Below are 23,848 nucleotides of genomic sequence, written 5' to 3' on the forward strand. Positions count from 1 at the left end.
ATCAGACCTGCTGAAATCAATCCACCGCCGCCATTTTCAGTTCATCGGTGTGATGCCGTTGCTGCTCCTCCATCACGAGCTGCCCCAGTTCACGTTTCAAGGCATTGAATTCTGCCGAAGACGGATCGCGCAAACGAGGTAAGTCGACGATCAGATCTCGCTTCACGGTACCAGGGCGGTAGGTCATTACGATGATACGGTCCGCCAGATAAATCGCCTCCTCAATACTGTGTGTGACAAAGATAATCGTCTTTTTCAGCTCCGACCAGATACGCAATAACTCATCTTGCAGATTGCGACGCGTTAAGGCGTCCAACGCACCAAAAGGCTCATCCATCAGCATGATAGGTGAATCCAGTGCAAGTACGCGGGCAATCGCAACACGCTGACGCATGCCGCCCGACAGATCTTTCGGAAAACGGCTTTTGAAATCACTCAAGCCCAGCATCGCCAGTAAGTCTGCCACTTTTTTCTGAATCTCGGCCTTGCCAAGACCTTTGATTTCCAGACCGAAGGCGATATTTTGCTCGACCGTCATCCAGGGGAACAAAGCATATTCCTGGAACACCATACCGCGATCCGGACCAGGTCCGGAGACCAGCTTACCATCAGTGGTGATCGACCCTGAGCTGGGTAGCGAAAAACCTGCGACGGCATTCAGCAGTGTCGATTTACCGCAACCCGATGGACCGAGCAGGCAGACGAACTGCCCTTCCGGGATGTCCAGCTGAATATCTTTTAACGCGACGACTTCGCGGTCGCTAGTTTTAAAAATCTTGTTGACCGCGTTCACTTTGATTTGCGCTTGCTGTGTCATATTAATTCTCCAGACCGCGGTGCCAGCGCAGTAAATGATTATTCAGTTTATTCATTGCCAGATCAATCGCCAGACCCAGCATACCGATACTGATCATGCCGGCGATAATTTTGTCTGACCAGAAGTACTCACGCGCCTCGAGGATACGAAAGCCCAGACCATTATTCACGGCGATCATTTCCGATACGATCACCACGATAAAAGCCGTACCGATCCCGATACGTACTCCCGATAAAATATAGGGCACTGCAGCTGGCAGCATCACACGTACAAACAAGGTGGTCTGGCTGGCGCCAAGGTTGCGGGCCGCACGAATATAGATGCCGTCCACATGGCGTACACCGGCAATGGTATTCATCAACACAGGGAAAAAAGCACCGATCGCAATCAGAAAAATTGCCGGCGGATTCCCCAATCCAAACCACAAAATCGATAAGGGTATATAGGCAATAGGTGGAATCGGACGCAAAACCTGCATCAGCGGATTCATCCAGGCATAGGCGCGCTGGCTGGCTCCCATCGCCAGGCCCAGCGGCAATGCCAATCCGGCACCGACGATAAACCCGACTAGCACCCGGCACATACTGCCGATCGTGTCACGTATCAATTCACCAGAAAACAGCCAGCCCAGACGGGACATGCTTGCCGGATCAAATGCTTCCATCGGCGAAGCATACTCACACCATTTTTTCACAACTGCCCAAGGTGCAGGCAAGACCTGTGGATTCACCCACCCCATCGTAGTAACGGTATGCCAGACTGCAATCAATATGGCAGGCACAACCAGCCCCGCGCCAATTTCACGCCATTTCAGCTTCATCTAATGTCCTTTGAGAATATCCGCGCTGACAAGAAGAGAAGGATTTCATCTCGATCAATCTTGCCAGCGGATTTAGTGTGTTGTGATGCTTGTAGAGTCTTGACTACTTATTTGATGTTCAGGCTTTTCTTAGCCTGATCAAGCAGATCAGTTTTGACCCAGTCTTTGGCGACCGGAGGTTTGGCCATCTTGCCGACGCCGTATTTTTGCATCAGATCCGTGGTGATCTGAATATGCTCAATCGTCACATCGTAAGAGTAAGGGGAATTGCCGATAGCGGCGACGAAGTCATCTTTAGTAATTTGTCCTTTAAAAATAGTTTCGCGGACATATTTCTCAGCCAGGTCTTTGTTGTCGATAAAGGTCTTGGTCGCCTCGACAAAACAACGCATGAATTTTTCTGCAAGAGGACGGTTTTCTTTATAGAATTTTTCTGTCATCACCATGGTACGAACTGGCTCGCCGATAGGTGTGTCATAGGGCTTGAGCAATTCTGTACCAAAACCCTTGTTGATTGCTTGCGCAGAATACGGTTCGGACTGCATGATCGCATCGATATTTTTACCCAGCAAAGCCTGATTCAGATCCGGAAAGCCGAGATAAATAATCTGCACATCTTTACCTGGCTGATCGGAGTAGGTCAGACCATTCTGCGAGAGCTCTGCTGCCAGCAAAATATCCTGAATACCGCCACGGGTGACGCCGACTTTTTTACCCTTTAATTCTTTCATCGATTTGATACCAAGATCGGTACGCGTAACCAGACGCGCACCACCTTTGGCAAAACCTGCCACGATGAAAATCGGTGCACCGCTGGCACGGGCTGAAATCACGGCCTCTGAGGATACAGCGGCCACATCCAGTTCGCCGGCAATCACGGCCTGCATCGCATCGAGCCCTTTAGGGAAAACTTTTTCATCCACCTTGATACCGCATTTCGGGGCGATTTCTTTGATGTAGGATACCGCACCGTAATGGGCAAATTTGAGGTTACCAAGGCGTACCGTGTCATCGGCATGCGCCGCGCCCGTTAGCATACTGAGGGATGCCAGCAGGACAGCGCTGGCAATAGAGGCGATGGAGGTAACCGGTGATATTCTCCGGCCAGGTATGGCATGCAGAGTGTTGTTTACGGTGGGTGTTAACATTGTGGTCTCCGGTATTTTTAATTAGGACTTACGCAAAATGCTTCCGGCAATCTGACAGAAACGATTTCATGACAGTACATGTGATTTGTTACGTATCTATAGCAGACTCTGTGCCAACTCGACTGTTTTTGCAAGTACTTGATTTTTAATGGCTAAATAATTTCTCAGTTCGCACTCGTTCCGGAAAACCGGAAATTCTATGCTTGCCCCCCCGGCTGATTCCGGCTTCCCGCACAGATAGGCGGATCAAAGCTCCGATCGAATTTATCGCAAAAATTTGCCGTCTTTGCCTATCATAGTCAATTCAACGAATTCACTACCGGTATGATCTTTCTCGCTATAGCCAAGCATCACACCGCCAATATCGTAACGGCGTATCGATTCCAAAGCGCGGATCAAACCGTCGCGAGTCAGATTGCGACCGGCACGACGTAAGCCTTCTACCATGATCTTTGCAGCGACAAAACCTTCCATCGCGGCATACGACGCATTTACGCCTTGCGCAATAGCGATACTTTTAAATTCCTGACCCAGGACTGTCGAGACGGTATGCGGCGCCGGCATAATTTGCGACACCATCACACCGATACCTGCGCGCCCAAGAGAATCGACAAAAGACTGTGAGGCATTATTCGATAAGGTCATGATTTGCAATCCGGGATTCTGTGTCCGCGCCTCTTTAATCAGCTCCACCGTAGTGACGCCGGAACCGATAATAATGACGGCTTTAGCCTTACTGCCAATCACTGCTTTGACTGCGGCTGCGATATCCGGCTTGGCCCGGTCGAATGTCACGATTGCTGCCGATGTCAATTTATGTTGGGTCATGGCTTGAGTAAAACCGGCCAGTCCGTCGCGACCAAAAGTATCGTCAACATGCAATAAGGCGATCTCTTTCAGGCCGATGGTATTAAATTGCTCAACGCCACGCCGGACTTCATCTTGATATTTGGCGCGTACATTAAATACATAGTGGTTGACTGGTGCATGGAACAGAGAAGCACCAGTACTGGGCGCGATCAGCGGGACTTTGTTCTCTGCCAGCACCGGCAGCAGAGCTTCAGTATGCGGTGTGCCGCGCGACTGAAACAGCGCAAACACATGCTCTTTCTTGATCAGGGTCTCGGCATTTGTCGCAGCGGTAGCAGGATCAAACTTATCGTCGAGGATTTTGACTTCGATTTTTCGACCATTGACGCCGCCGTTTTTATTGATGTGCTCAAAATAGGCATTCGCCCCTGCGTTCATTTCCTTGACTGGTCCGGCAATCTGACCGCTCAGACCTACCGTTTGTCCTAGAAGAATCATGCTGTCCGTAACACCATCCTCGGCCATTGCAACGCTAGGCACAACACTAAGTGGGAATAACAGGCTGAGGCAGGCACAAAGCCTCAGCGCCAGGCGGCGCGAGCGATTGTTCAACATGATGGTCTCCGTATTTTTTATAGTTTGTTACTGTGTTTTAGCTGACTAAGCAGAAAACGTTCCTATTCTGCATCACAGTACAAGTCTCTGATTTAACATGAGTATTTCTCCTGAAGCATCGGTATTACTACTGATATGTGCGGATTTTCAGCTTGAGGCCGATAATTTTTCCGGCAATCCAGACTCTTCAGGCTCGCCAGGATTGGGGGACTGAACTAATTCAAGGTCTGACAAGGTGCGATCAGGTAAAATGTCAGGTTATAGCGCCTCAGGCGATTACTCTCTGCAATCTTGTTTTTCACTTACTCATATAGATTCTATCCATGCTTGATAATTTGACCCAACGCCTTGCCAAAGTGGTGAAAACCATGCGTGGCGAGGCTCGTTTGACAGAATCCAATACCGCTGAAATGTTGCGCGAGGTGCGCATGGCCTTGCTGGAGGCCGACGTCGCCTTGCCAGCCGTGCGTGAACTGATCGCCCGTGTGAAAGAAAAAGCGCTGGGCGAAGAAGTCATCAGTTCTCTGACGCCAGGGCAGGCCCTGGTCGGCGTGGTGCAAAAAGAACTGGCCAGCCTGATGGGTGCCGATCTCGGACCAGAGGCTTCACAACTGAGTTTTGCCACACAGCCGCCTGCAATTATTTTGATGGCTGGCTTGCAAGGTGCCGGCAAAACCACGACTGTCGGTAAGCTCGCCAAATATCTGCGTGAGCAAAAAAAGAAAAAAGTCCTGACTGTCTCTGCCGACGTCTATCGCCCTGCTGCGATTGGTCAGTTGCAGACGGTGACGGCACAGGTCGGTGCAGATTTTTTCCCGTCATTGCCAACGGATAAACCAGTTGATATTGCGCTGGCAGCGCTCGATTATGCAAAAAAACATTATCACGATGTCTTGATTATCGATACTGCCGGTCGCCTTGGTATTGATGAAGCGATGATGCAAGAAATCGCCGCCCTGCATGCTGCCGTCAAGCCGATTGAGACCCTGTTTGTGGTTGATGCGATGCTGGGTCAGGATGCCGTGAATACCGCCAAAGCCTTTAACGATGCGTTGCCCCTGACTGGCGTAGTACTCACTAAGCTCGACGGCGATGCACGCGGCGGCGCGGCTTTATCGGTGCGTCATATCACCGGCAAACCGATTAAATTTGCTGGCGTTGCTGAGAAGCTCGATGGCCTGGAAGCCTTTGATCCGGTTCGCATGGCGAATCGGATTTTGGGTATGGGCGATATTCTGGCACTGGTCGAATCCGCCCAAAAAGGCATGGATGTCGCAGCAGCACAAGATCTTGCCCACAAGATCAAAGGTGGCGGCAAGTTCGACATGAACGACTTTAAACTACAACTGAGTCAGATGAAAAAGATGGGTGGTTTGTCGAATCTGATGGACAAACTTCCGGCGCAAATGCAGCAGGCAGCAAGCGGCGCAAACATGGATCAGGCCGAAAAAAATGTACGCCGTATGGAGGGTATGATCAATTCCATGACCCCGCAGGAACGTGCAAAACCGGATTTAATCAAGGCGTCACGCAAACGTCGTATTGCAGCCGGTGCAGGTGTACAAATTCAGGAAGTCAATCGCATGCTGAATCAATTTGAACAGATGCAAAGCATGATGAAGAAGCTGCAAGGCGGTGGCATGATGAAGATGTTACGCAGCATGAAGGGAATGATGCCAGGCAAACGCTAGCGCCTGATCACATCGAAACCTGCCAGCCGGATCGACCTGAGCACGCTAAAATCAGGCCTGATCCGGTTTTTTTTCACTATGAAACGCTGTCCTCTGCGCATTACGATACATTTTCAACAAAAAGCCACAAAAAACACTTGCATCCCTCTGCAAAGCGCACCACTATTAGCGATGCGTGAAATGGCGCATTTTCCAAGATATTTGTGAAGGAGCCTCAATATGGCAACAGCACCAAAAAAAGCACCGGCTAAAGCAGCTCCAGCAGCTAAAAAGCCAGCAGCAAAAGCAGCAGCTCCAAAAGCAGCTGCACCAAAGAAAGCTGCTCCGGCAGCAAAAGCAGCAGCACCTGCACGTAAGCCAAATGCAGCGTTCATGAAGCCAATGACAATTTCTCCAGTGTTGGCAGCAGTCATCGGTGCAGCACCAATTCCACGTACTGAAGTCACTAAAAAAGTATGGGAATATATCAAGAAGCACCAACTGCAAGACGAAGCGAACAAGCGCAACATCAACGCGGATGACAAATTGAAAGCCGTTTTTGGCGGTAAAAAACAAGTCTCCATGTTTGAAATGACAAAGCTGATTTCCGGTCACCTGTCTTAAGCTGATCGTAGTCGCTTTGGGAGACTTATTGGGGCCATGTAAGTAACAGATGGCATCCCAATCCCAAACAAAAACGCCCGCATCGCGCGGGCGTTTTTGTTTTTAAACTCAATCTGTTTCAGTGACATGCTGAGCCATTAATCACACCCCTCACCCAATCAGACCAATGAGCCAGGATCAATCGGCTTCATCAGGATTTTTCAATCACCCCTTACCAGGCGCATCTTGCGAAATAGATGCCTAGTGGTGATGCGTGAGGCAGTGTTGTAGAGAGCAGTTGCCGGTTAGCGTTAGCAGTGAAGTCTGAATTCACATCGCGACGGCATGATTCCTTGGGAAGTCTTATTCCCTCTGCATATCACAAAGCGATAGCGGTCTAATAGAAAATCCGAGTTCAATAATTACCGCAACTCACAACACGGTTTGAGCGAGCTTCTCGCTGGATAACGGTTGCACCTCCCGCAGGATTAGGTGCGATCACGCAATACGATCCTCGCCCGCTCGTCACCTTGGTAATCAGGGTGCCATCTGCTGTGGTAAATGTTTTAAAAGAGACTTCACCCGGTATCGCCGCAGCGGCCATTTTGTCTGCCAATGTCGCAATCGCTGGCACCGCGGCCTTTGGCGCAAAGGGCAATGCACGTTGCTGTGCCTGCAAATCCTTGCTGATCTGACGTGTGTCAAGATTGAGGTTAAGCCCGGGTTCTGTACTGATGACAGGCGCGGTGATGGCGAAGGCAGATCCGGCGGGTGTTACAGGTCGCTCGGTATCGGCTTGAGTCGATTGTGGTGTTTTAGTGGCGGGCAATAATATCGGTGGCTTGGTAACTGGAGTCATTACCGTTGCGGCCGTGTTCAATGGGATGAGCTGCTGCGGTTTCGCTGGAAAAATTAATTCAACTAATAAAGCTGAGTTGCTTGATACAGAGATTCCCTGCTCGAGCCGCTTGCCAGTAGAGGACAAAGCGATGATACAAGCAATATGCGCCGCCACGATAAAGAGTAGCCATGGCCAGCGCGCCTCTCGCTGGTAACTCAAGCTGAATACCTCGCAACGCAGATTTTTGCAGATCGCATTGAAACCACCTTATCGTTTAAATTCCCAGTTCTTCCAGTTCGCCAGCACCGCATTCGGGTACTCGGGTCGTCCGCGACTACCGTTATAGCGCCCCAGAGCCAGATATAAATTGCCCGCCTCCATATCGATATACATACGCAGAATCGCACACCCATAGCGCAGATTTGACTGCATCTGAAATAGTTTCTGCGCGTCGCTGTCACCAATTACGCGCGACCAGAACGGCATGACCTGCATATAGCCGCGCGCACCGACAACCGAGGTCGCATATTTACGAAACCCCGACTCGACCTGGATAAGACCCAAGACCATTGCCGGCTCCAGGCCAGCACGCTTGGATTCGTACCAGACGGACTTCAGAAACTCCTGTCGAGTTTGCGGATCGGGCAAGCGCCGTTTTAAGCGATCGGACATCTCGCCCAGCCAATGCAAATAACTGATGCGCGCATTGATGTCATCAAAACTCGGAATCGGCGGCCGGGTATCGGTCACCGCTTTCGATAAAGCGAGACGAACCGAGTCCGCCATCGCTTCTTCTTTTTGATTACCCGCTTGCGCAAACCCCGCCTGTAACATGACAGCGCATATCACACCTCGCAACAAGGACGCGCGCACGGCCGATACACCATTATTTTTCGGGGGAGTATCCATCAAAAACCTACTCAACGCGCACAAAACACTGGACCTTAAAAACATACTCCATACCAGTATTTTATTAACCTCTTAACTTGGTCAAGACAAATTCCAGCATATCGGCAACGGGCAATTCACTCGCTTCAGCATCGCGGCGACCTTTGTATTCCAGCTTGCCTTCTTTCAAACCGCGATCGCCGATCACAATACGATGCGGCACACCGATCAACTCCCAGTCCGCAAACATCGCGCCCGGACGCTCACCACGATCATCGAGCATGACATCGACATTTGCATCTAGCAGTGCCTGATACAACTTTTCGGTCTCAACCTTCACTGCATCGCTTTTTTCCATGCCCATCGGGCAGATCACGACTTCAAACGGCGCCAGCGCGGCAGGCCAGACAATGCCTTTGTCGTCAAAATTCTGCTCAATCGCGGCACCCAGAATACGTGTCACACCGATTCCATAACATCCCATTTGCAAGAATTGCGGCTTGCCATTTTCGTCAAGAAAAGTCGCTTTCATATCTTCGGAATAGCGTGTTCCCAACTGGAATACATGACCGACTTCAATTCCGCGCTGAATTGCCAATACCCCTTTGCCGTCCGGCGATGGATCGCCAGTGACTACATTGCGCAAATCAGCAACCAGTGGCTCGGGCAAATCGCGTACCCAGTTAGCACCGGTGAAATGAAAATCTTCTTCGTTCGCACCGCAGACAAAATCACCCATCATCGCCACCGTACGGTCAGCAACAATCTTGACCGGCAACTTAGTATTGATAGGACCGAGGTAGCCTGGCTTAGTTCCGAAGTGCTCGACGATCTCGTCTTCGGTGGCAAAACGGTAGTCCGCCAGCCCCGGGACTTTGCTAGCCTTGATTTCATTCAACTCATGGTCGCCACGCAGCAGTAACAGCCAGACTTGTTTGCTGATTGTGTCTTTTTCTTCAGTCTCAACAGTAAGCACGATGGACTTGACTGTTTGCTCCAGAGGGATAGACAGCAAAGCAGCAACATCTTCGCATTTGGCTTTACCTGGTGTCGCCGTCTTGGTCAGTGCCTGTGTCGCAGCCTGACGCTCAGCGAACAGCGGCATTGCCTCTGCCGCTTCCATATTGGCAGCGAATTCAGAGCTTGGGCAATATACCAGTGCGTCTTCGCCGGTATCGGCAATCACGTGGAACTCATGCGAGCCGGAACCGCCAATAGCGCCATTGTCAGCAGCTACCGCGCGAAAATCAAGACCGAACCGAGTGAAAATACGGACATATGCGTCGTACATGACTTGGTAAGATTTTTTTAAACCTTCGACATCACGATCAAAAGAATAAGCATCTTTCATCGTAAATTCGCGACCGCGCATCAAACCGAAACGAGGACGACGCTCATCACGGAACTTGGTTTGAATATGATAAAAATTAATCGGCAACTGACGATATGAACGGATTTCCTGGCGCGCCACATCCGTGATCGCCTCTTCCGAAGTAGGCTGAATAATAAAATCACGACCATGCCGGTCTTTCACCCGCATGAGTTCCGGACCATATTGCTGCCAGCGACCCGTTTCTTGCCACAGCTCAGCAGGCTGAACTACCGGCATTACCATCTCGACTGCACCGGAGCGATTCATCTCTTCACGCACGATGGCTTCCACTTTACGAATCACGCGTAACCCCATCGGCATATAGTTATAAATGCCGGAACCGAGGCGCTTAATCATGCCTGCCCGCATCATCAGTTTGTGGCTGACAATTTCCGCATCGGCAGGAGCTTCTTTTAAAGTAGAAATAAAAAATCGTGTAGCGCGCATGACAATGATTCTTTTCAAAAATTGAGGGTTATAATCGACTCAATTTTAAAGGATTAGCTGGCTAATGCGCCCACTGTTTAGCAATTTGATGATGGAAAACCGCTCGATATGTTCGAAATCAACCAGAGATCGACATAAATAAGGATATTGCGCATAAAAAATGCGCAGATTGATCGATGATTATCACTGTCATTGATGAATTCCTGATGACAGAACTACGTCAAATTGCTGAAAAAGACGCTTGGCCGCAGAAAGTTTTGAGGTAGGGTCATGCTCGATCGTGAAGGCTTTCGGCCTAACGTAGGCATTATATTGCTCAACGCCAACAATGAAGTCTGGTGGGGCAAACGTGTACGCGAACACTCCTGGCAATTTCCCCAGGGTGGTATTAAGTATGGAGAATCTCCTGAGCAAGCGATGTTTCGCGAACTTGAGGAAGAGACAGGCTTATTGCCGGAGCACGTTAAGGTCATTGGTCGCACACGCGACTGGCTGCGCTATGAAGTTCCCGATCATTTCATTAAACGTGAAATTCGCGGGCACTATCGTGGACAAAAACAAATCTGGTTTTTGCTGCGCATGTTGGGTCGTGATTGCGATGTGAATCTGCGAGCCAGTAATCATCCGGAATTTGATGCCTGGCGCTGGCATGAGTATTGGGTCCCCCTGGATGTTGTGATTGAATTTAAGCGCGGCGTGTATCAACTGGCGCTCCAGGAGTTGTCACGTTTTGTGCATAGGGCAGAACATTCAGGCTCTGGACGTCAGGGGAATCGTCAATTGAAACAGAATCCTCAGGCAACGAAAGAGCATCATCATGGTGAGCAACCCGATGGACCGGTCGCCATCCCAACATCTGAAGCCATTAAAGTAGCGGATGCAGACTTGGTACCGCCCGCAGAAAAAACCGAATAACCGTGCCGCTTTTGCAGAATTTTTGACTATGTTAAAAAAAATTTACGCCGCTACTGCCTTATTACTGGCATCGAGCCTGTTACCGCCCGTGTATGCACAAACCGTGGACGACGAGGCTGAAAAGGAATGGAAGGAACTTGCATTGCAGCTTCCGGCAACACCAGAAACCATTAATATGGTCTCCTTTTATGACAGCGGCAGCCAGTCTTTTGCCATTGACAGCAAATCCATCACAATCACTAGTGACGGCATTATTCGCTACAGTCTGATCGCCGTAAGCAGTAATGGCGCTAAAAATGTGAGTTACGAGGCAATACGCTGTGCAACTTATGAAAAAAAGTTGTATGCCTTTGGCAGACCTGACGGAAGCTGGTCACGCTCACGTCGCAATCAATGGGACAACATTTCCGCATTGAGCGCCAACAAACAACATAGCACGTTGTTTAATGACTATTTTTGCGAAGGTAACTCCATCGCCGGCAAAGCAAGCGTCATAGTTGACCGGATTAAACGGCATCAGATTATCAAGCCGTATTGATCTGAATTGGTCTGAATGGATCTGAGCATTCCATGTTGAAATGACGAAGGCGATGACAAAGGGGCTGCTGTAATTTTAAGCAATCAAAGCAGTACCATGTTATCCCTGTGAATCAATTCAGGCTCCTCTACAAAGCCTAGAATCGCAGCAATATCAGAGGAGGGATGCCGCTTAATCCTTCGGGCTTCGGCACTGGCATAATTACTCAGACCTCTTGCAATTGCCTGACCAGCCTCGTTATAACAAGTCACGACAGCACCGCGTCCAAACTCACCGCGTACATCAAGTACACCAATCGGCAAAAGCGATTTACCCTCCGCGATTAGCTTTTGTACTGCGCCGGCATCCAACACGATTTGCCCCGCTGTCTGCAAATGATCTGCCATCCATTGCTTACGTGCCGCCAACGGCGCCATTTGCGAGATCAGTTGCGTACCAATCGCCTCGCCCTTAGCCAGGCGCACCAGCACGTTATCCTCACGGCCCCATGCAATGACTGTATGGGTTCCGGAACTGGCACCGCGCTTTGCGGCCAATATCTTGGTCAGCATGCCGCCGCTTCCCAGACTTGACCCTGCGCCACCAGCCATCGCCTCCAAAGCAGGATCACCAGCTCTGGCTTCGTGTACAAATTGTGCATCGGGATTTTTACGCGGATCTGCCGTGTATAAACCTTTTTGATCGGTCAGAATGATCAGCGCATCTGCCTCAATCAGATTGGCGACTAAAGCGCCTAAAGTATCGTTATCGCCGAACTTAATTTCATCCGTCACGACGGTATCGTTCTCATTAATCACAGGAACAACACCAAACCTAAGTAAGGTGAATAAAGTAGACCGCGCGTTGAGATAGCGCTCGCGGTCTGCCAGATCAGCATGTGTCAATAAAATTTGCGCGGTACCAAGTCCATGTGCACGGAAGCTGGTTTCATAAATCTGTGCCAGCCCCATTTGCCCCACTGCGGCGCAGGCCTGTAATTCATGTATCCCCGTTGGACGCTTATCGAAACCGAGACGCTGCCGCCCTTCGGCAATAGCGCCTGAACTGACTAACACCACCTCCTTACCCAGCTTACGCAACTCAGCAATTTGACCTGCCCATTTTTCAATCGCAACGCGATCCAAACCTTTGCCGTCATTGGTAACAAGTGAGGAACCTACTTTGATGATGAGTCGTTTAGCGCTTTGAATAACTGAGTGCATGAGATGATCGTTGATGTACGAATTTAATTGAGCGACAGGATGTCCAGAACACTCAAAATTATACTTTATATGGATAGAAATCATAAAAACTAAATTTCATTCCGAAAATGCAGATTAAATCCGACTAATCAAGTATTTTTCTATCCATCTCACTTCCAAGAAAAATTTCTTAATTCACAAAAACATTACTTAGATAATTTTCTAAAAATACAAATAAAAAAAGCCTGACAGGCAGGCTCTTTTTCACAAATACAATAATCAAATCAGTCCAACACTTTAAAGCGCGGGTCATCAGGATCAATCGACAAAATACCCTGCGCCTCTTCCGTCATCTGGGTTTCTTGAGAGCGCTGTTCTTGCAAGCGTTTTTCGGCAAGGTAAGCATAGATTTCAGTAACGAGATCCTCACAACCTTCACGATTCAAAGCAGAGATTTCGAACACAGGACCTTTCCAGCTAAAACGCTTGACGAAATCTTTTACTTTTTTCTTGCGCTCATCTTCAGTCAATACATCGAGCTTGTTAAGCACTAGCCAACGCGGCTTATCGTATAAGGCTTCATCGTATTTACGCAGCTCCTTGATGAGAGCTTTAGCATCTTTAACTGGATCGACACCATCATCAAACGGTGCGAGATCAACAATATGTAATAACAAGCCTGTACGTTGCAAATGCTTAAGGAATTGCACTCCCAGGCCAACTCCATCAGCAGCACCCTCGATCAAACCAGGGATATCGGCGATCACGAAGCTTTTTTCATGGCTAACTCGAACCATGCCTAAATTAGGATGCAAGGTCGTGAACGGATAGTCGGCAATTTTAGGGCGAGCATTGGATACTGCTGTGATAAACGTAGACTTACCCGCATTCGGCAAGCCCAGCAGCCCTACGTCAGCCAATACTTTCAGCTCAAGACGCAGTTCGCGGCGTTCACCCTCTTTACCATCACTACGCTGACGTGGCGCACGATTAGTGGAAGATTTGAAATGGATATTGCCCCAGCCACCTTCTCCACCTTTAACCAAAACAACCTGCTGTCCATGCTCCGTCAGATCGGCAATGATTTCATCCGTATTGCGATCTGCAATCTGTGTACCTACCGGCATGCGCAAGAAAATATCATCCGCACCTTTGCCGTAACAGTCCGCACCACGACCATTTTCACCATTTTTTGCTTTATGTAGCTTAGAAAAACGGTAGTCGACCAGCGTATTGATATTACGGTCTGCGACGGCAATAATACTGCCCCCTTTGCCACCGTCACCACCATCAGGACCACCGAAAGGTCTGAATTTTTCACGGCAGAATGAGGCAATTCCATTGCCGCCATCACCTGCAATTACTTCAATCCGTGCTTCGTCGATAAATTTCATTTGTATCACCTATAAATTCAGTGCGTCCGGGTAGGAACAATAAGCACTGCGATTCTCAGTTCCCGTGAAAAGGAAGAGCAGAATCTGCAATCTTGCCTGAAGACTGCCAAAACAAAAAAGAGCTTGTATAAATCGCCGTAAAACACAAAGGCTAACTTATACAGGACCTCTTGAAACTAAAAAGGCTCCACCAACGGCAGAGCCTTTTTCATCAGGCTTTCGCCTTATTCTACTAGCTGTAAGGCGTTAATTACGCCGCTACAACAATCGCATATTGGTGCTTGGCAGCACCTTTGATTGCGAACTGTACCTTGCCATTAACCAATGCGAACAAAGTATGGTCTTTACCCATACCGACGTTTTCACCTGGGTGAACACGTGTGCCGCGTTGACGAATGATGATACCGCCAGCGTTGATAGCTTGGCCGCCGTAAACTTTAACGCCTAAGCGTTTTGACTCTGAGTCACGGCCGTTGCGCGTGGTGCCGCCGCCTTTTTTGTGTGCCATTTATTAGCTCCTTGGATTGTCAGTTAAATCAACCGGCTTAGCCGTTGATAGAAACGATTTGCAGTTCTGTGTAATTTTGGCGATGGCCTTGACGCTTTTGGTAATGCTTACGACGACGCATTTTGAAAATGCGCACTTTGTCGTGACGACCTTGCGAAATTACCGTAGCCAGCACCGTAGCACCTGCGACCAAAGGAGCACCAAATTTAATGGTGTCACCTGCGCCCAATGCGAGCACTTGATCAATGGTGATTTCGGAGCCAATGTCTGCAGGTATCTGTTCTACTTTAAGTTTTTCACCAGCGACAACTTTATATTGTTTGCCACCGGTTTTTATGACCGCGTACATGTGAAACCTCATCAAATGATATGAATAATCGAATTTTTTAACCCGAATGAAGCAATGAAATCGGGAAAACCTCCAATTATACATAGACTTAGCGAGTCGGTCAAAACATTCCTTTAATTCCGCTTTTTGTGCGTCACAGAAGAATCGAATGCCTCTTCGCAATTTCAAGCTCTCAGACGAACGACATTATTTATGCGGCGCTGTACTGAAGTTCCCCTAAGATGCAGCGCGAAATAGCAAGGGCATCGTATAATCCCTGCTTCCCAAGCAATCACGCATTTTTTGCAGGTACCGCCTTGTCTGCCACAACATCTACTCAAAATAGTATTACAGAATCCATTGCCAGCGATATGGCGCTAGTTAATCAAGTGATACGCACCAAGCTTCATTCGGAAGTCCCTCTGGTCAATCAAATCGCTGAATACATTATTAGCGCTGGCGGCAAAAGAATACGCCCGGTACTGGTGTTACTGATGGCGAATGCTTACCAATACCAAGGCGTGCACCACCACGATCTGGCGGCAATTATCGAATTCATCCACACAGCAACGTTACTACATGATGATGTTGTCGACGAGTCTTCTATGCGTCGCGGCAGAAAAACGGCTAATGCACTATTTGGCAATGCTGCCTCAGTTTTGGTAGGTGACTTCCTGTACTCGCGCGCTTTCCAGATGATGGTCTCGATTAATCGCATGGAAATCATGGAAATCCTGGCAGATGCAACGAATGTCATCGCAGAGGGTGAAGTACTGCAATTGCTAAACATGCATGACCCTGATGTTACCGAAGAAAGATATTTACAAGTCATTCGCTCCAAGACTGCAAAATTATTTGAGGCTGCAGCACAGGTAGGTGCATTGATTTCCGGCGCTACAGTCCAAGAAATTGAAGCTGCAGCAGAATATGGCCGCTCACTTGGGACTGCATTTCAACTGATCGACGATGTACTCGACTACTCCGGTAATGCGCAAGAAATAGGGAAAAATGTCGGCGACGATTTGCGTGAGGGAAAGCCGACACTGCCGCTAATTTATTTGATGAAAAATGGCAGTGAACAAGAAAGGCATTTGGTTAAAAGCTGTATTGAGCAGGGCGACGAGACTCAGTTTGATGCGATATTGGAAGCTATTACCAAGTCCGGCGCACTTGACTACACGAGATCAGAGGCAATTAAAGCATCTCAGCGTGCCGCGTCATCAATACAAGCTCTGGCAGATAGTACATATAAAGACGCACTGCTTGCCTTATGTAAATTTTCAGTTGATAGAAATCACTAGCCACTAGCAGCCCGCGAATACGTCTTTATAAAAATACATGCGGCGTTTTTTGTTCCGTGGCACATACGTATCCCTTTGAACAAAGCGTCCGCACAAAATTGTTTCCAAGTGTAACTCTCCTTCTACCTGCGAATGTCATTCGCTATAGGCCAATTTCGACCTGGATTCCATCCAAAATCGTGGGTAATTTCACACGAAAAATCCAATTATCCGATTGAAGAATTAGTCGAAAAACAAGAAGCCCTTTATACTAAGAGAAGTTTCTTGTATGAAAATCATCTCAAGGACTTCAACATTAAGTACTACTTAAGTGTCGTGTATTTGTATATCGTTAAGTGGTTACATCCATGTTATCAAACGAATGAAACGCATTCCTTTACAAAAGAAGTGCTTGGTTGCATTATCTTAAGGCAATCATCGCCCGGACGAACTTTACGATAAAGAACTTATGTCAGCCGTCTTACCAAACATATCTCCATCGACATCGGGACTTGCCAGAGCTCTGATGCAAGGCAATGTACTACCGGCTGCACAAATTGATAGTGCTCTCAAAAAATCGCAGGCAGATAAAACCGCATTCATCGATAGTTTGATACAAAGCGGTGCGATGAGTGCACGTGACCTCGCGTCATTTTGCTCTGAGACATTTGGCTATCCTTTAGTAGACCTGACTTTATTTAATGAAAGCAGCCTGCCAGAGAAGATCGTCGATACTAAATTAATGCAGACGCAAAGGATTATTGCTCTTGCAAAGCGCGGGAATAAAATAGCGCTCGCGGTATCAGACCCAACAAACACTTCTGCACAAGATCAAATCAAATTTCAGACTGGTTTGGGCATTGAACTCGTCGTTGTTCAGCATGACGCACTGCTGAGGCTACTAGATAAACTGGGTAAAACATCGGAACAAAGCCTGAGTGACATTTCCGGCGACGATTATGATATTGAGTTCAAAGAAGAAGATATCTCCACCGCATCTGCTGACGCTCAGGCAGCGGAAGTTGATGATGCTCCAGTAGTCAAATTTTTACAAAAAATGCTGATAGACGCCATTAATATGGGCGCATCGGATTTACACTTCGAACCCTTTGAAAAATTTTATCGCATCCGTTTCAGGGTCGATGGAGAGTTACGAGAAATTGCTCAGCCGCCACTCGCGATCAAAGATAAATTAGTGTCACGTGTCAAAGTTATTTCCAAGTTAGATATTTCAGAAAAACGCGTGCCGCAAGATGGTCGTATGAAGCTGGTTTTGTCAGCGACAAAAGCAATCGATTTCCGCGTCAGTACACTACCGACTCTGTTTGGCGAAAAAATCGTTATGCGTATCCTTGACGGGTCGCAAGCACAAATGGGGATTGATGCGCTCGGATATGATCCGGACCAAAAAGAGATACTGATGAATGCAATTCAGCGTCCTTATGGAATGGTTCTTGTTACAGGGCCGACGGGTTCAGGTAAAACAGTTTCGCTTTATACCTGTCTCAATGTCATTAACAAACCCGGGATTAATATTTCTACTGCAGAAGATCCTGCAGAAATCAACTTACCAGGCGTGAATCAAGTCAATATTAATGATAGAGCTGGCTTAACTTTCCCAGTTGCCTTGAAGTCGTTTCTTCGTCAGGATCCTGACATCATTATGGTTGGTGAGATTCGTGATCTTGAAACTGCTGACATTGCCATCAAGGCCGCGCAAACCGGCCACATGGTCTTTTCTACCCTGCACACGAACGATGCTCCGTCAACGCTAACACGTTTGATGAACATGGGAGTTGCACCCTTTAACATTGCATCTTCCGTCATTCTCATTACTGCACAGCGCCTGGCACGACGCCTCTGCACATGCAAAAAAACCGCCGACGTGCTGGATGAAGTTTTGATACAAGCAGGTTTTAACGACGAAGAATTAGATGGCACCTGGAAACCCTACAAACCGGTAGGGTGTGACCGTTGCAGCGGGAGTGGTTATAAAGGACGGGTAGGTATTTATCAAATTATGCCGATTACCGAGGCCATTGAGCGCATTATTTTGGCAAACGGTAGCGCCTTGGAAATTGAAAAACAGTCGGAAAAAGAAGGCGTCAAAACCTTACGGCAATCCGGCCTTCAAAAAGTAAAACAAGGACTTACAAGCTTAGAAGAAGTTCTTGGATGCACCAACGAATAACAGGATAATTGTATGGCCACAGCTCAAAAAGTAGCCCCCAAAACTACGCAGGTTAAAGAACATGTCTATGCTTGGGAAGGTAAAGATAAGTACGGAAAAACCGTCCGTGGCGAGTTACGTGCCGGTGGCGAAGCAATTGTCAATGCTACGTTGAGACGCCAGGGCGTTACAATTACTAAATTAAAAAAGAAAACATATGCTTCTGGTAAAAAAATTACAGATAAAGATATCACTTTATTTACCAGACAGTTAGCAACAATGATGAAAGCTGGCGTTCCTTTGCTCCAGTCTTTCGATATTGTTTCAAAAGGAAATGCAAACCCATCCGTATCAAAATTATTACAAGATATACGAGGTGACGTTGAGACAGGTACTAGCTTAAACCAGGCATTTCGTAAATTTCCGCTTTATTTTGATCCTTTATTTTGCAATCTTGTAGGTGCAGGTGAGCAAGCTGGTATTTTAGAAGATTTATTAACTAGACTGGCGCTGTATAAAGAAAAAACGCTGGCAATTAAAGCAAAAATTAAATCTGCTCTAACCTACCCAATTGCCATTTTATCGATTGCATTTATTGTGACCGCAGTAATTATGATCTGGGTTGTGCCTGCGTTTAAACAGGTATTCAGCAGTTTTGGTGCAGACCTGCCTGCACCCACTTTATTTGTCATGGCAATATCTGATTTTTTTGTAAAAAACTGGTACATCATTTTTGGCGGCTTGTTCGGTGGCATTTATTTCTTCCTACATTCATGGAAGCGATCTCTTAAAATGCAACGCGTCATGGACAGATTACTGTTACAAGCCCCTATATTCGGTGATGTAATCAGAAAAGCGACTATTGCTCGATGGACGCGAACATTAGCTACAATGTTTGCTGCGGGTGTGCCTTTAGTTGAATCTCTGGATTCCGTTGGAGGTGCCGCTGGCAATGCGGTTTATTTAGATGCAACAATTAAAATACAAACAGAGGTCAGTACCGGAACAAGCTTAACGGTAGCAATGCAAAACTCAAATGTATTTCCTAACATGGTCACTCAAATGGTTTCTATCGGAGAAGAGTCAGGAGCTTTAGATCAAATGCTTGGGAAAGTAGCTGACTTTTACGAAGAAGAAGTAGATGACGCAGTAGCATCACTCTCAAGCTTAATGGAACCATTAATTATGGTTATTTTAGGTGTCCTGATTGGTGGCTTAGTTGTTGCAATGTACCTTCCGATTTTCAAACTGGGCGCGGTTGTCTGATGCTGGAAATATTTTTCTTTATGCCTGCAGAGTTCTGGCCAGGTACAATTTTGATCGGTGTCGTCGGATTATTAATAGGCAGCTTCCTCAACGTAGTTATCCATCGCATTCCCAAAATGATGCAAAGGGAATCGGATAACTATGTGGCGGGTGAGAGCGGTCATGAATTGCCTTATACTGACCGCTACAATCTCATGGTGCCACGCTCTGCATGCCCTCATTGCGGACATCAGATTACTGCCATGGAAAATATTCCGGTGTTTAGCTATATTGCAATCGGCGGCAAATGTACGGCATGTAAAGCACCGATTTCTATACGTTACCCATTGGTAGAGCTACTTACCGGCACACTCTCCGCTTATCTCATTTGGCACTTCGGTAGTGGCGTCGCGGGACTGGGGGCTGTCCTGTTCGCCTGGTTTTTAATCGCAATGACCTTCATTGATGCTGACACACAGCTACTGCCGGATGACCTGACTTTGCCTTTGTTATGGCTTGGGTTGCTAATTAATCTTCACGGTACATTCACGTCCGTGCATGATGCGGTGATCGGTGCGGTCACTGGCTACCTCGTTTTGTGGTCAATTTACTGGCTGTTCAAGCTCGTGACGGGCAAAGAAGGGATGGGCTACGGCGATTTTAAATTACTGGCAGCTCTTGGCGCCTGGATGGGATGGGCCATGCTACCTGTTATTATTTTACTATCTTCAGTAGTTGGTGCGATTGTCGGACTTAGCATGATTGCATTGGCAAAAATGGGCAAAAACAATCCTATTCCATTTGGTCCCTATCTCGCTGCCGCAGGCCTCATTGCGCTAATCTGGGGTAAAACTCTTTCGCAGCAATATCTGGGCATCCTTGGCTGATGGAGTTAACGCAGGTATTTAGCCTAGGACTGACGGGCGGAATCGGCAGTGGTAAAACGACTGTCGCCAATATGTTCGGCGAGCTTGGCGCCAGCCTGATTGATACAGACCTCATCGCCCACCAACTTACCATGCCACATGGTGTTGCCATACCCCTGATTCGCCAGCAGTTTGGCGATGCATTTATTCAGGCAGACGGTGCTATGGACCGTGCAAAAATGCGAGAACTGGTTTTTGCGGATACATTAGCAAAAATCAAACTCGAAACAATTCTCCACCCGCTTATCAGACAAGAAACTGAAAACGCGGCAAAACAGGCAACAGGCACCTATCCAATTTTCGTTGTCCCTCTCCTGGTCGAGTCTGGCAACTGGAAGAAAAAAGTCAGCCGGATTCTGGTCGTAGATTGCCCGGAGCGAGTGCAGGTGCAGCGTGTGATGGCAAGAAATAATTTAAATCAAGAGCAGGTACTCGCCATCATGCATCATCAGGCCAGCCGCCCACAACGACTAGCCGCAGCCGACGATATCATCGTCAATGATGGCGATCTGGACGTAATCCGCGAACAGGTCGCCGGACTGCATCGTAAATATTGTCAGTTAGCGCAAACATCGATAAAAAATCACAAACAATAAGCACGCAATGTTTGTAATTTTGCTCAGCATGGTTCAGAATCACGTGACACTTGCGCGTTAGCACCAATTTTGACAGGGATATTATTTTGATCGTTTACGAATACCCTTTTAACGAGCGTATTCGCACGTTATTGCGGCTGGAAGACCTGTACGAAAAATTCACTTTTTTCCTGCATCAGTCTGATCCTATGCAGCATCACGTTGCCCTCTCCACCATTTTTGAAATGCTGGAAGTCGCTGGTCGCGCCGACCTTAAGTCTGATCTCCTGCAAGAACTGGAACGACAAAAACACACACTCATCAGCTTCAAATCTAATCCGAATGTTCAGGCGGACATGCTGGATCAGATTCTTGATGAGGTAGATCGCGCCAGTAGTGCCCTGATGGCCTCCACCGGAAAAACTGGTCAGAACGTCCGTGATAATGAATGGTTGATGAGCATACGCGGTCGTACGATTATTCCCGGCGGGGCTTGTGAATTTGATTTACCTAGTTATCACGCCTGGCAAAAGAATCCGGCAGAGAAACGTTTCGCGGATATTGCCAACTGGTTTGCACCGATTGCCCCCTTATTTGATGCGATTAATATCGTCCTGCGGTTATTAAGAGAATCTGGCGTAACGACGAAAGTCATTGCACAGGCAGGTAGTTACCAGCAAATGTTGCAAGGAAAAATATATCAGCTGCTGCGCGTCAGCGTAGTTCGCGAGATGGGAGCCATCCCGGAAATCTCGGCAAATAAATACATGTTGTGGATACGCTTTATGTCCCAAGACGGTGATATGAAGCCCAAAGCTTTTGAAAGCGATATCCCGTTTGACCTGACACTCTGTAATTTTTAACGTAGTAGAGACTTATGAGCACAGTTGTAGATTGCCCGACTTGTGGCAAAAAAGTAGCCTGGACCAACGAGAATACCTATCGTCCGTTTTGTTCTGAACGTTGTAAAAAAATTGATCTGGGTGCTTGGGCAGAAGAAAAATACACGATCCCCGCTGTCAATTTGCCAGAAGATCCCGACGAAGATTTATCTCAATCAAGCCTGCAATAATCCTACCGTCAAAACCTGTTACAGAATCCGTTACCTGGTCAATGAGGTCAACAGGCTTAATAGGGTTGATTGCTATCTGTTAGCAATCGCACTTCTACTAGACATGTATGCAAATATTAGCGTTTGGGGATGCCGTATTTCCTGAGTTTGGCAGCAATCATCGAATGCGAAGTATCCAACCGGGCAGCGAGTTTGCGGCTCGATGGATACTGCAAATATAGCTTCTCCAGTAAACTTGATTCAAATGCCTGCACCGTCAATTCCCAGCTCTCTGCAGCATCGATATTCACTTCATCCGCAGTAATACTTCCCTCAGCCCAATCCAGATCAGCAGCATCCAGTACCCGCTGATCCGACATCGTAATTGCCCTGAAAACGACATTTTGCAGCTGTCGCACATTGCCCGGCCAACGGTTCGCCACGAGTGCCGCACAAGCAGCGGAATTCAATCGGCACACAGGCTTTTGCGCCTGTGTACAGGCGCGCTCAATGAAGTGTCTGGCAAGCGGCAAAATATCATCCGGACGCTCACGCAGGGCGGGCATTTCCAGATGCAGCACATTCAGGCGATAAAATAAATCTTCGCGGAACAAGCCCTCCTGGACCATCTTGCGCAAGTTACGGTGAGTCGCACTAATAATGCGGACATTCACCTTAACCTCCTTATCGCCACCAATACGCCTGAATTTACCGTCGTTCAAAAAGCGAAGCAGTTTCGCCTGCAGATATAAAGACATCTCCCCAATCTCATCCAGAAACACGGTGCCGCCATCGGCCATTTCGATCAATCCCGGCTTGCCTCCGCGTTGCGCACCAGTGAATGCGCCGGACATATAACCAAATAATTCACTCTCTGCCAGGCTCTCAGGCAATGCCGCGCAGTTCAGCTCAAGAAAAGGGGCATTGCATCGCGCACTGACGCCGTGACAAGCCTGTGCCAGCAATTCTTTACCGGTTCCCGTCTCACCCGTGATGAGCAACGGCGCGTCCACCACCGCCACCTTGGCAGCCTTGGCCTTGATCGCCCTGATTTGCTCGGACTCACCAATAATGAAATGAAAACCACTTCCTTCGGAGTGCTGTAATGCATGTATCCTGCCGCCGATACGACGGGGCGCATGCAGGGTCAATACGGCTCCCACGGTCTGACCGTTACGCGCCATGTCGTGAGTGATGGGTTCTGAAACCGGAGTGACGTCCATCCAGAACGGCTCGCCGTTCAAGATCACCTCACGACTGGGAACATGAAAAGAATTGGATATCAACTCCTCCTGAGCGGATGTATCCTCCAGCAAATCGACCAGACTTTTCTGGCAGAGAATTTCCTCTGACATGCCAGACACGGCCGCCGCTGCGGCGTTTGCCACGACGACTCGACCGTTTGCATCGATGGCCAATACCGGGTCTTCCATCACGGCCATCATGGTGTCAAGATTCAGGCGGCGCCGCTTGCCAGGCAAGATATCGAGAATATTGATTTTGCCTACGCCACGCACCTGATCACAATCCTGCTGCAAGGATGGCAGCATAAACTCAAGCAGTTCGGGGCTATCGATATAGATGTTCGGAGGATCGACTTCAACACCGACGACATTCAACCCGCGCAGGGCGAACACCGCCAGTATTTCATGCGCAATCCCTACTCGATCTTTAAACTGGATATTGATGCGCATCAGTCTTGCTTA

At 48.0% G+C, this 23,848-nt stretch carries 23 protein-coding genes; 11 read left to right on the forward strand and 12 right to left on the reverse strand.

Annotated elements, in window-relative coordinates:
• Positions 1-16: 16 nt before the first annotated feature.
• From ACO0K4_RS05825 to ACO0K4_RS05840, 4 genes are all read right to left on the reverse strand, one after another.
• Positions 17-817 carry an ABC transporter ATP-binding protein gene (locus tag ACO0K4_RS05825; RefSeq protein WP_422955681.1) on the reverse strand — a complete coding sequence of 267 codons (801 nt, stop codon included), beginning with the start codon at positions 815-817 and terminating at the stop codon, positions 17-19.
• A gap of 1 nt (position 818) precedes the next feature.
• Entirely contained in the window at positions 819-1,637 is an 819-nt protein-coding gene (locus tag ACO0K4_RS05830; RefSeq protein ID WP_422955682.1) for an ABC transporter permease, read from the reverse strand.
• 107 nt (positions 1,638-1,744) lie between these two features.
• Positions 1,745-2,674 (reverse strand): ABC transporter substrate-binding protein, encoded by a 930-nt coding sequence (locus ACO0K4_RS05835; RefSeq protein ID WP_422955862.1) that lies wholly within the window; start codon positions 2,672-2,674, stop codon positions 1,745-1,747.
• Positions 2,675-3,049: 375 nt separating this feature from the next.
• Positions 3,050-4,210 (reverse strand): ABC transporter substrate-binding protein, encoded by a 1,161-nt coding sequence (locus tag ACO0K4_RS05840; RefSeq protein WP_422955683.1) that lies wholly within the window; start codon positions 4,208-4,210, stop codon positions 3,050-3,052.
• 323 nt (positions 4,211-4,533) lie between these two features.
• Between ACO0K4_RS05840 and ffh the strand changes: the two genes are divergently transcribed.
• Both ffh and ACO0K4_RS05850 read left to right on the forward strand, forming a co-directional pair.
• The gene (gene ffh / locus ACO0K4_RS05845; RefSeq protein WP_422955684.1) at positions 4,534-5,901 is read left to right on the forward strand and encodes a signal recognition particle protein; all 1,368 of its coding nucleotides are present in this window, start codon (positions 4,534-4,536) and stop codon (positions 5,899-5,901) included.
• Positions 5,902-6,120: 219 nt separating this feature from the next.
• On the forward strand, positions 6,121-6,504 hold the full coding sequence (locus ACO0K4_RS05850; RefSeq protein WP_422955685.1) for an SWIB/MDM2 domain-containing protein: 384 nt from the start codon (positions 6,121-6,123) through the stop codon (positions 6,502-6,504).
• A 394-nt stretch (positions 6,505-6,898) separates the two neighbouring features.
• Here ACO0K4_RS05850 and ACO0K4_RS05855 read toward each other — a convergent pair whose 3' ends face one another.
• From ACO0K4_RS05855 to ACO0K4_RS05865, 3 genes are all read right to left on the reverse strand, one after another.
• Positions 6,899-7,543 carry a hypothetical protein gene (locus ACO0K4_RS05855; RefSeq protein WP_422955686.1) on the reverse strand — a complete coding sequence of 215 codons (645 nt, stop codon included), beginning with the start codon at positions 7,541-7,543 and terminating at the stop codon, positions 6,899-6,901.
• Between the two features lie 48 nt (positions 7,544-7,591).
• Positions 7,592-8,233, reverse strand: coding sequence for a lytic transglycosylase domain-containing protein (locus tag ACO0K4_RS05860; RefSeq protein WP_422955687.1), 642 nt, complete (start codon positions 8,231-8,233; stop codon positions 7,592-7,594).
• A gap of 64 nt (positions 8,234-8,297) precedes the next feature.
• On the reverse strand, positions 8,298-10,031 hold the full coding sequence (locus ACO0K4_RS05865; protein ID WP_422955688.1) for a proline--tRNA ligase: 1,734 nt from the start codon (positions 10,029-10,031) through the stop codon (positions 8,298-8,300).
• 270 nt (positions 10,032-10,301) lie between these two features.
• Between ACO0K4_RS05865 and ACO0K4_RS05870 the strand changes: the two genes are divergently transcribed.
• Complete coding sequence (locus ACO0K4_RS05870) at positions 10,302-10,946, forward strand: RNA pyrophosphohydrolase (RefSeq protein WP_422955689.1); 645 nt, start codon at positions 10,302-10,304, stop codon at positions 10,944-10,946.
• Between the two features lie 28 nt (positions 10,947-10,974).
• On the forward strand, positions 10,975-11,484 hold the full coding sequence (locus ACO0K4_RS05875) for a CNP1-like family protein (RefSeq protein ID WP_422955690.1): 510 nt from the start codon (positions 10,975-10,977) through the stop codon (positions 11,482-11,484).
• Between the two features lie 83 nt (positions 11,485-11,567).
• Here the strand turns inward: ACO0K4_RS05875 and proB are convergent, their stop codons facing one another.
• The 4 genes from proB to rplU all read right to left on the reverse strand — a co-directional run bounded on the left by proB (position 11,568) and on the right by rplU (position 14,916).
• Positions 11,568-12,686: a glutamate 5-kinase gene (gene proB / locus ACO0K4_RS05880; protein WP_422955691.1), complete on the reverse strand. Its 1,119-nt coding sequence runs from the start codon at positions 12,684-12,686 to the stop codon at positions 11,568-11,570.
• A gap of 263 nt (positions 12,687-12,949) precedes the next feature.
• The gene (obgE, locus tag ACO0K4_RS05885) at positions 12,950-14,059 is read right to left on the reverse strand and encodes a GTPase ObgE (protein ID WP_422955692.1); all 1,110 of its coding nucleotides are present in this window, start codon (positions 14,057-14,059) and stop codon (positions 12,950-12,952) included.
• Between the two features lie 250 nt (positions 14,060-14,309).
• Positions 14,310-14,567 (reverse strand): 50S ribosomal protein L27, encoded by a 258-nt coding sequence (gene rpmA, locus ACO0K4_RS05890; RefSeq protein WP_422955693.1) that lies wholly within the window; start codon positions 14,565-14,567, stop codon positions 14,310-14,312.
• A 37-nt stretch (positions 14,568-14,604) separates the two neighbouring features.
• Complete coding sequence (gene rplU / locus ACO0K4_RS05895; protein WP_262835192.1) at positions 14,605-14,916, reverse strand: 50S ribosomal protein L21; 312 nt, start codon at positions 14,914-14,916, stop codon at positions 14,605-14,607.
• A gap of 350 nt (positions 14,917-15,266) precedes the next feature.
• On the opposite strand from rplU, the gene ispB reads away from it, so the two are divergent.
• The 7 genes from ispB (at position 15,267) to yacG (ending at position 22,163) form a co-directional block, all read left to right on the forward strand.
• On the forward strand, positions 15,267-16,196 hold the full coding sequence (ispB, locus tag ACO0K4_RS05900; protein ID WP_422955863.1) for an octaprenyl diphosphate synthase: 930 nt from the start codon (positions 15,267-15,269) through the stop codon (positions 16,194-16,196).
• A gap of 448 nt (positions 16,197-16,644) precedes the next feature.
• Entirely contained in the window at positions 16,645-18,366 is a 1,722-nt protein-coding gene (gene pilB, locus ACO0K4_RS05905; protein ID WP_422955694.1) for a type IV-A pilus assembly ATPase PilB, read from the forward strand.
• A 12-nt stretch (positions 18,367-18,378) separates the two neighbouring features.
• On the forward strand, positions 18,379-19,611 hold the full coding sequence (locus ACO0K4_RS05910; protein ID WP_422955695.1) for a type II secretion system F family protein: 1,233 nt from the start codon (positions 18,379-18,381) through the stop codon (positions 19,609-19,611).
• Complete coding sequence (locus tag ACO0K4_RS05915; protein ID WP_422955696.1) at positions 19,611-20,477, forward strand: prepilin peptidase; 867 nt, start codon at positions 19,611-19,613, stop codon at positions 20,475-20,477. Before ACO0K4_RS05910 ends, ACO0K4_RS05915 begins: the two co-directional genes overlap by 1 nt.
• Positions 20,477-21,112, forward strand: a complete 636-nt coding sequence (coaE, locus tag ACO0K4_RS05920; RefSeq protein WP_422955697.1) for a dephospho-CoA kinase — start codon at positions 20,477-20,479, stop codon at positions 21,110-21,112. Before ACO0K4_RS05915 ends, coaE begins: the two co-directional genes overlap by 1 nt.
• 86 nt (positions 21,113-21,198) lie before the next feature.
• Entirely contained in the window at positions 21,199-21,954 is a 756-nt protein-coding gene (zapD, locus tag ACO0K4_RS05925) for a cell division protein ZapD (protein ID WP_422955698.1), read from the forward strand.
• A 14-nt stretch (positions 21,955-21,968) separates the two neighbouring features.
• Positions 21,969-22,163 (forward strand): DNA gyrase inhibitor YacG, encoded by a 195-nt coding sequence (gene yacG / locus ACO0K4_RS05930; protein ID WP_422955699.1) that lies wholly within the window; start codon positions 21,969-21,971, stop codon positions 22,161-22,163.
• A gap of 116 nt (positions 22,164-22,279) precedes the next feature.
• On the opposite strand, the gene ACO0K4_RS05935 is transcribed toward yacG, so the two are convergent.
• On the reverse strand, positions 22,280-23,836 hold the full coding sequence (locus ACO0K4_RS05935) for a sigma 54-interacting transcriptional regulator (protein ID WP_422955700.1): 1,557 nt from the start codon (positions 23,834-23,836) through the stop codon (positions 22,280-22,282).
• Positions 23,837-23,848 lie beyond the last annotated feature (12 nt).

This window comes from Undibacterium sp. RuTC16W (assembly GCF_049339445.1).
Lineage (GTDB): Bacteria > Pseudomonadota > Gammaproteobacteria > Burkholderiales > Burkholderiaceae_D > Undibacterium.

What these genes read in the sequence shown, in the direction of transcription:
- ACO0K4_RS05825 (WP_422955681.1), bottom strand. Translation starts at nt 817, where the DNA reads ATGACACAGCAAGCGCAAATCAAAGTGAACGCGGTCAACAAGATTTTT.
- ACO0K4_RS05830 (WP_422955682.1), bottom strand. Translation starts at nt 1,637, where the DNA reads ATGAAGCTGAAATGGCGTGAAATTGGCGCGGGGCTGGTTGTGCCTGCC.
- ACO0K4_RS05835 (WP_422955862.1), bottom strand. Translation starts at nt 2,674, where the DNA reads ATGCTAACGGGCGCGGCGCATGCCGATGACACGGTACGCCTTGGTAAC.
- ACO0K4_RS05840 (WP_422955683.1), bottom strand. Translation starts at nt 4,210, where the DNA reads ATGTTGAACAATCGCTCGCGCCGCCTGGCGCTGAGGCTTTGTGCCTGC.
- ffh (WP_422955684.1), top strand. Translation starts at nt 4,534, where the DNA reads ATGCTTGATAATTTGACCCAACGCCTTGCCAAAGTGGTGAAAACCATG.
- ACO0K4_RS05850 (WP_422955685.1), top strand. Translation starts at nt 6,121, where the DNA reads ATGGCAACAGCACCAAAAAAAGCACCGGCTAAAGCAGCTCCAGCAGCT.
- ACO0K4_RS05860 (WP_422955687.1), bottom strand. Translation starts at nt 8,233, where the DNA reads ATGGATACTCCCCCGAAAAATAATGGTGTATCGGCCGTGCGCGCGTCC.
- ACO0K4_RS05865 (WP_422955688.1), bottom strand. Translation starts at nt 10,031, where the DNA reads ATGCGCGCTACACGATTTTTTATTTCTACTTTAAAAGAAGCTCCTGCC.
- ACO0K4_RS05870 (WP_422955689.1), top strand. Translation starts at nt 10,302, where the DNA reads ATGCTCGATCGTGAAGGCTTTCGGCCTAACGTAGGCATTATATTGCTC.
- ACO0K4_RS05875 (WP_422955690.1), top strand. Translation starts at nt 10,975, where the DNA reads ATGTTAAAAAAAATTTACGCCGCTACTGCCTTATTACTGGCATCGAGC.
- proB (WP_422955691.1), bottom strand. Translation starts at nt 12,686, where the DNA reads ATGCACTCAGTTATTCAAAGCGCTAAACGACTCATCATCAAAGTAGGT.
- obgE (WP_422955692.1), bottom strand. Translation starts at nt 14,059, where the DNA reads ATGAAATTTATCGACGAAGCACGGATTGAAGTAATTGCAGGTGATGGC.
- rpmA (WP_422955693.1), bottom strand. Translation starts at nt 14,567, where the DNA reads ATGGCACACAAAAAAGGCGGCGGCACCACGCGCAACGGCCGTGACTCA.
- rplU (WP_262835192.1), bottom strand. Translation starts at nt 14,916, where the DNA reads ATGTACGCGGTCATAAAAACCGGTGGCAAACAATATAAAGTTGTCGCT.
- ispB (WP_422955863.1), top strand. Translation starts at nt 15,267, where the DNA reads ATGGCGCTAGTTAATCAAGTGATACGCACCAAGCTTCATTCGGAAGTC.
- pilB (WP_422955694.1), top strand. Translation starts at nt 16,645, where the DNA reads ATGTCAGCCGTCTTACCAAACATATCTCCATCGACATCGGGACTTGCC.
- ACO0K4_RS05910 (WP_422955695.1), top strand. Translation starts at nt 18,379, where the DNA reads ATGGCCACAGCTCAAAAAGTAGCCCCCAAAACTACGCAGGTTAAAGAA.
- ACO0K4_RS05915 (WP_422955696.1), top strand. Translation starts at nt 19,611, where the DNA reads ATGCTGGAAATATTTTTCTTTATGCCTGCAGAGTTCTGGCCAGGTACA.
- coaE (WP_422955697.1), top strand. Translation starts at nt 20,477, where the DNA reads ATGGAGTTAACGCAGGTATTTAGCCTAGGACTGACGGGCGGAATCGGC.
- yacG (WP_422955699.1), top strand. Translation starts at nt 21,969, where the DNA reads ATGAGCACAGTTGTAGATTGCCCGACTTGTGGCAAAAAAGTAGCCTGG.
- ACO0K4_RS05935 (WP_422955700.1), bottom strand. Translation starts at nt 23,836, where the DNA reads ATGCGCATCAATATCCAGTTTAAAGATCGAGTAGGGATTGCGCATGAA.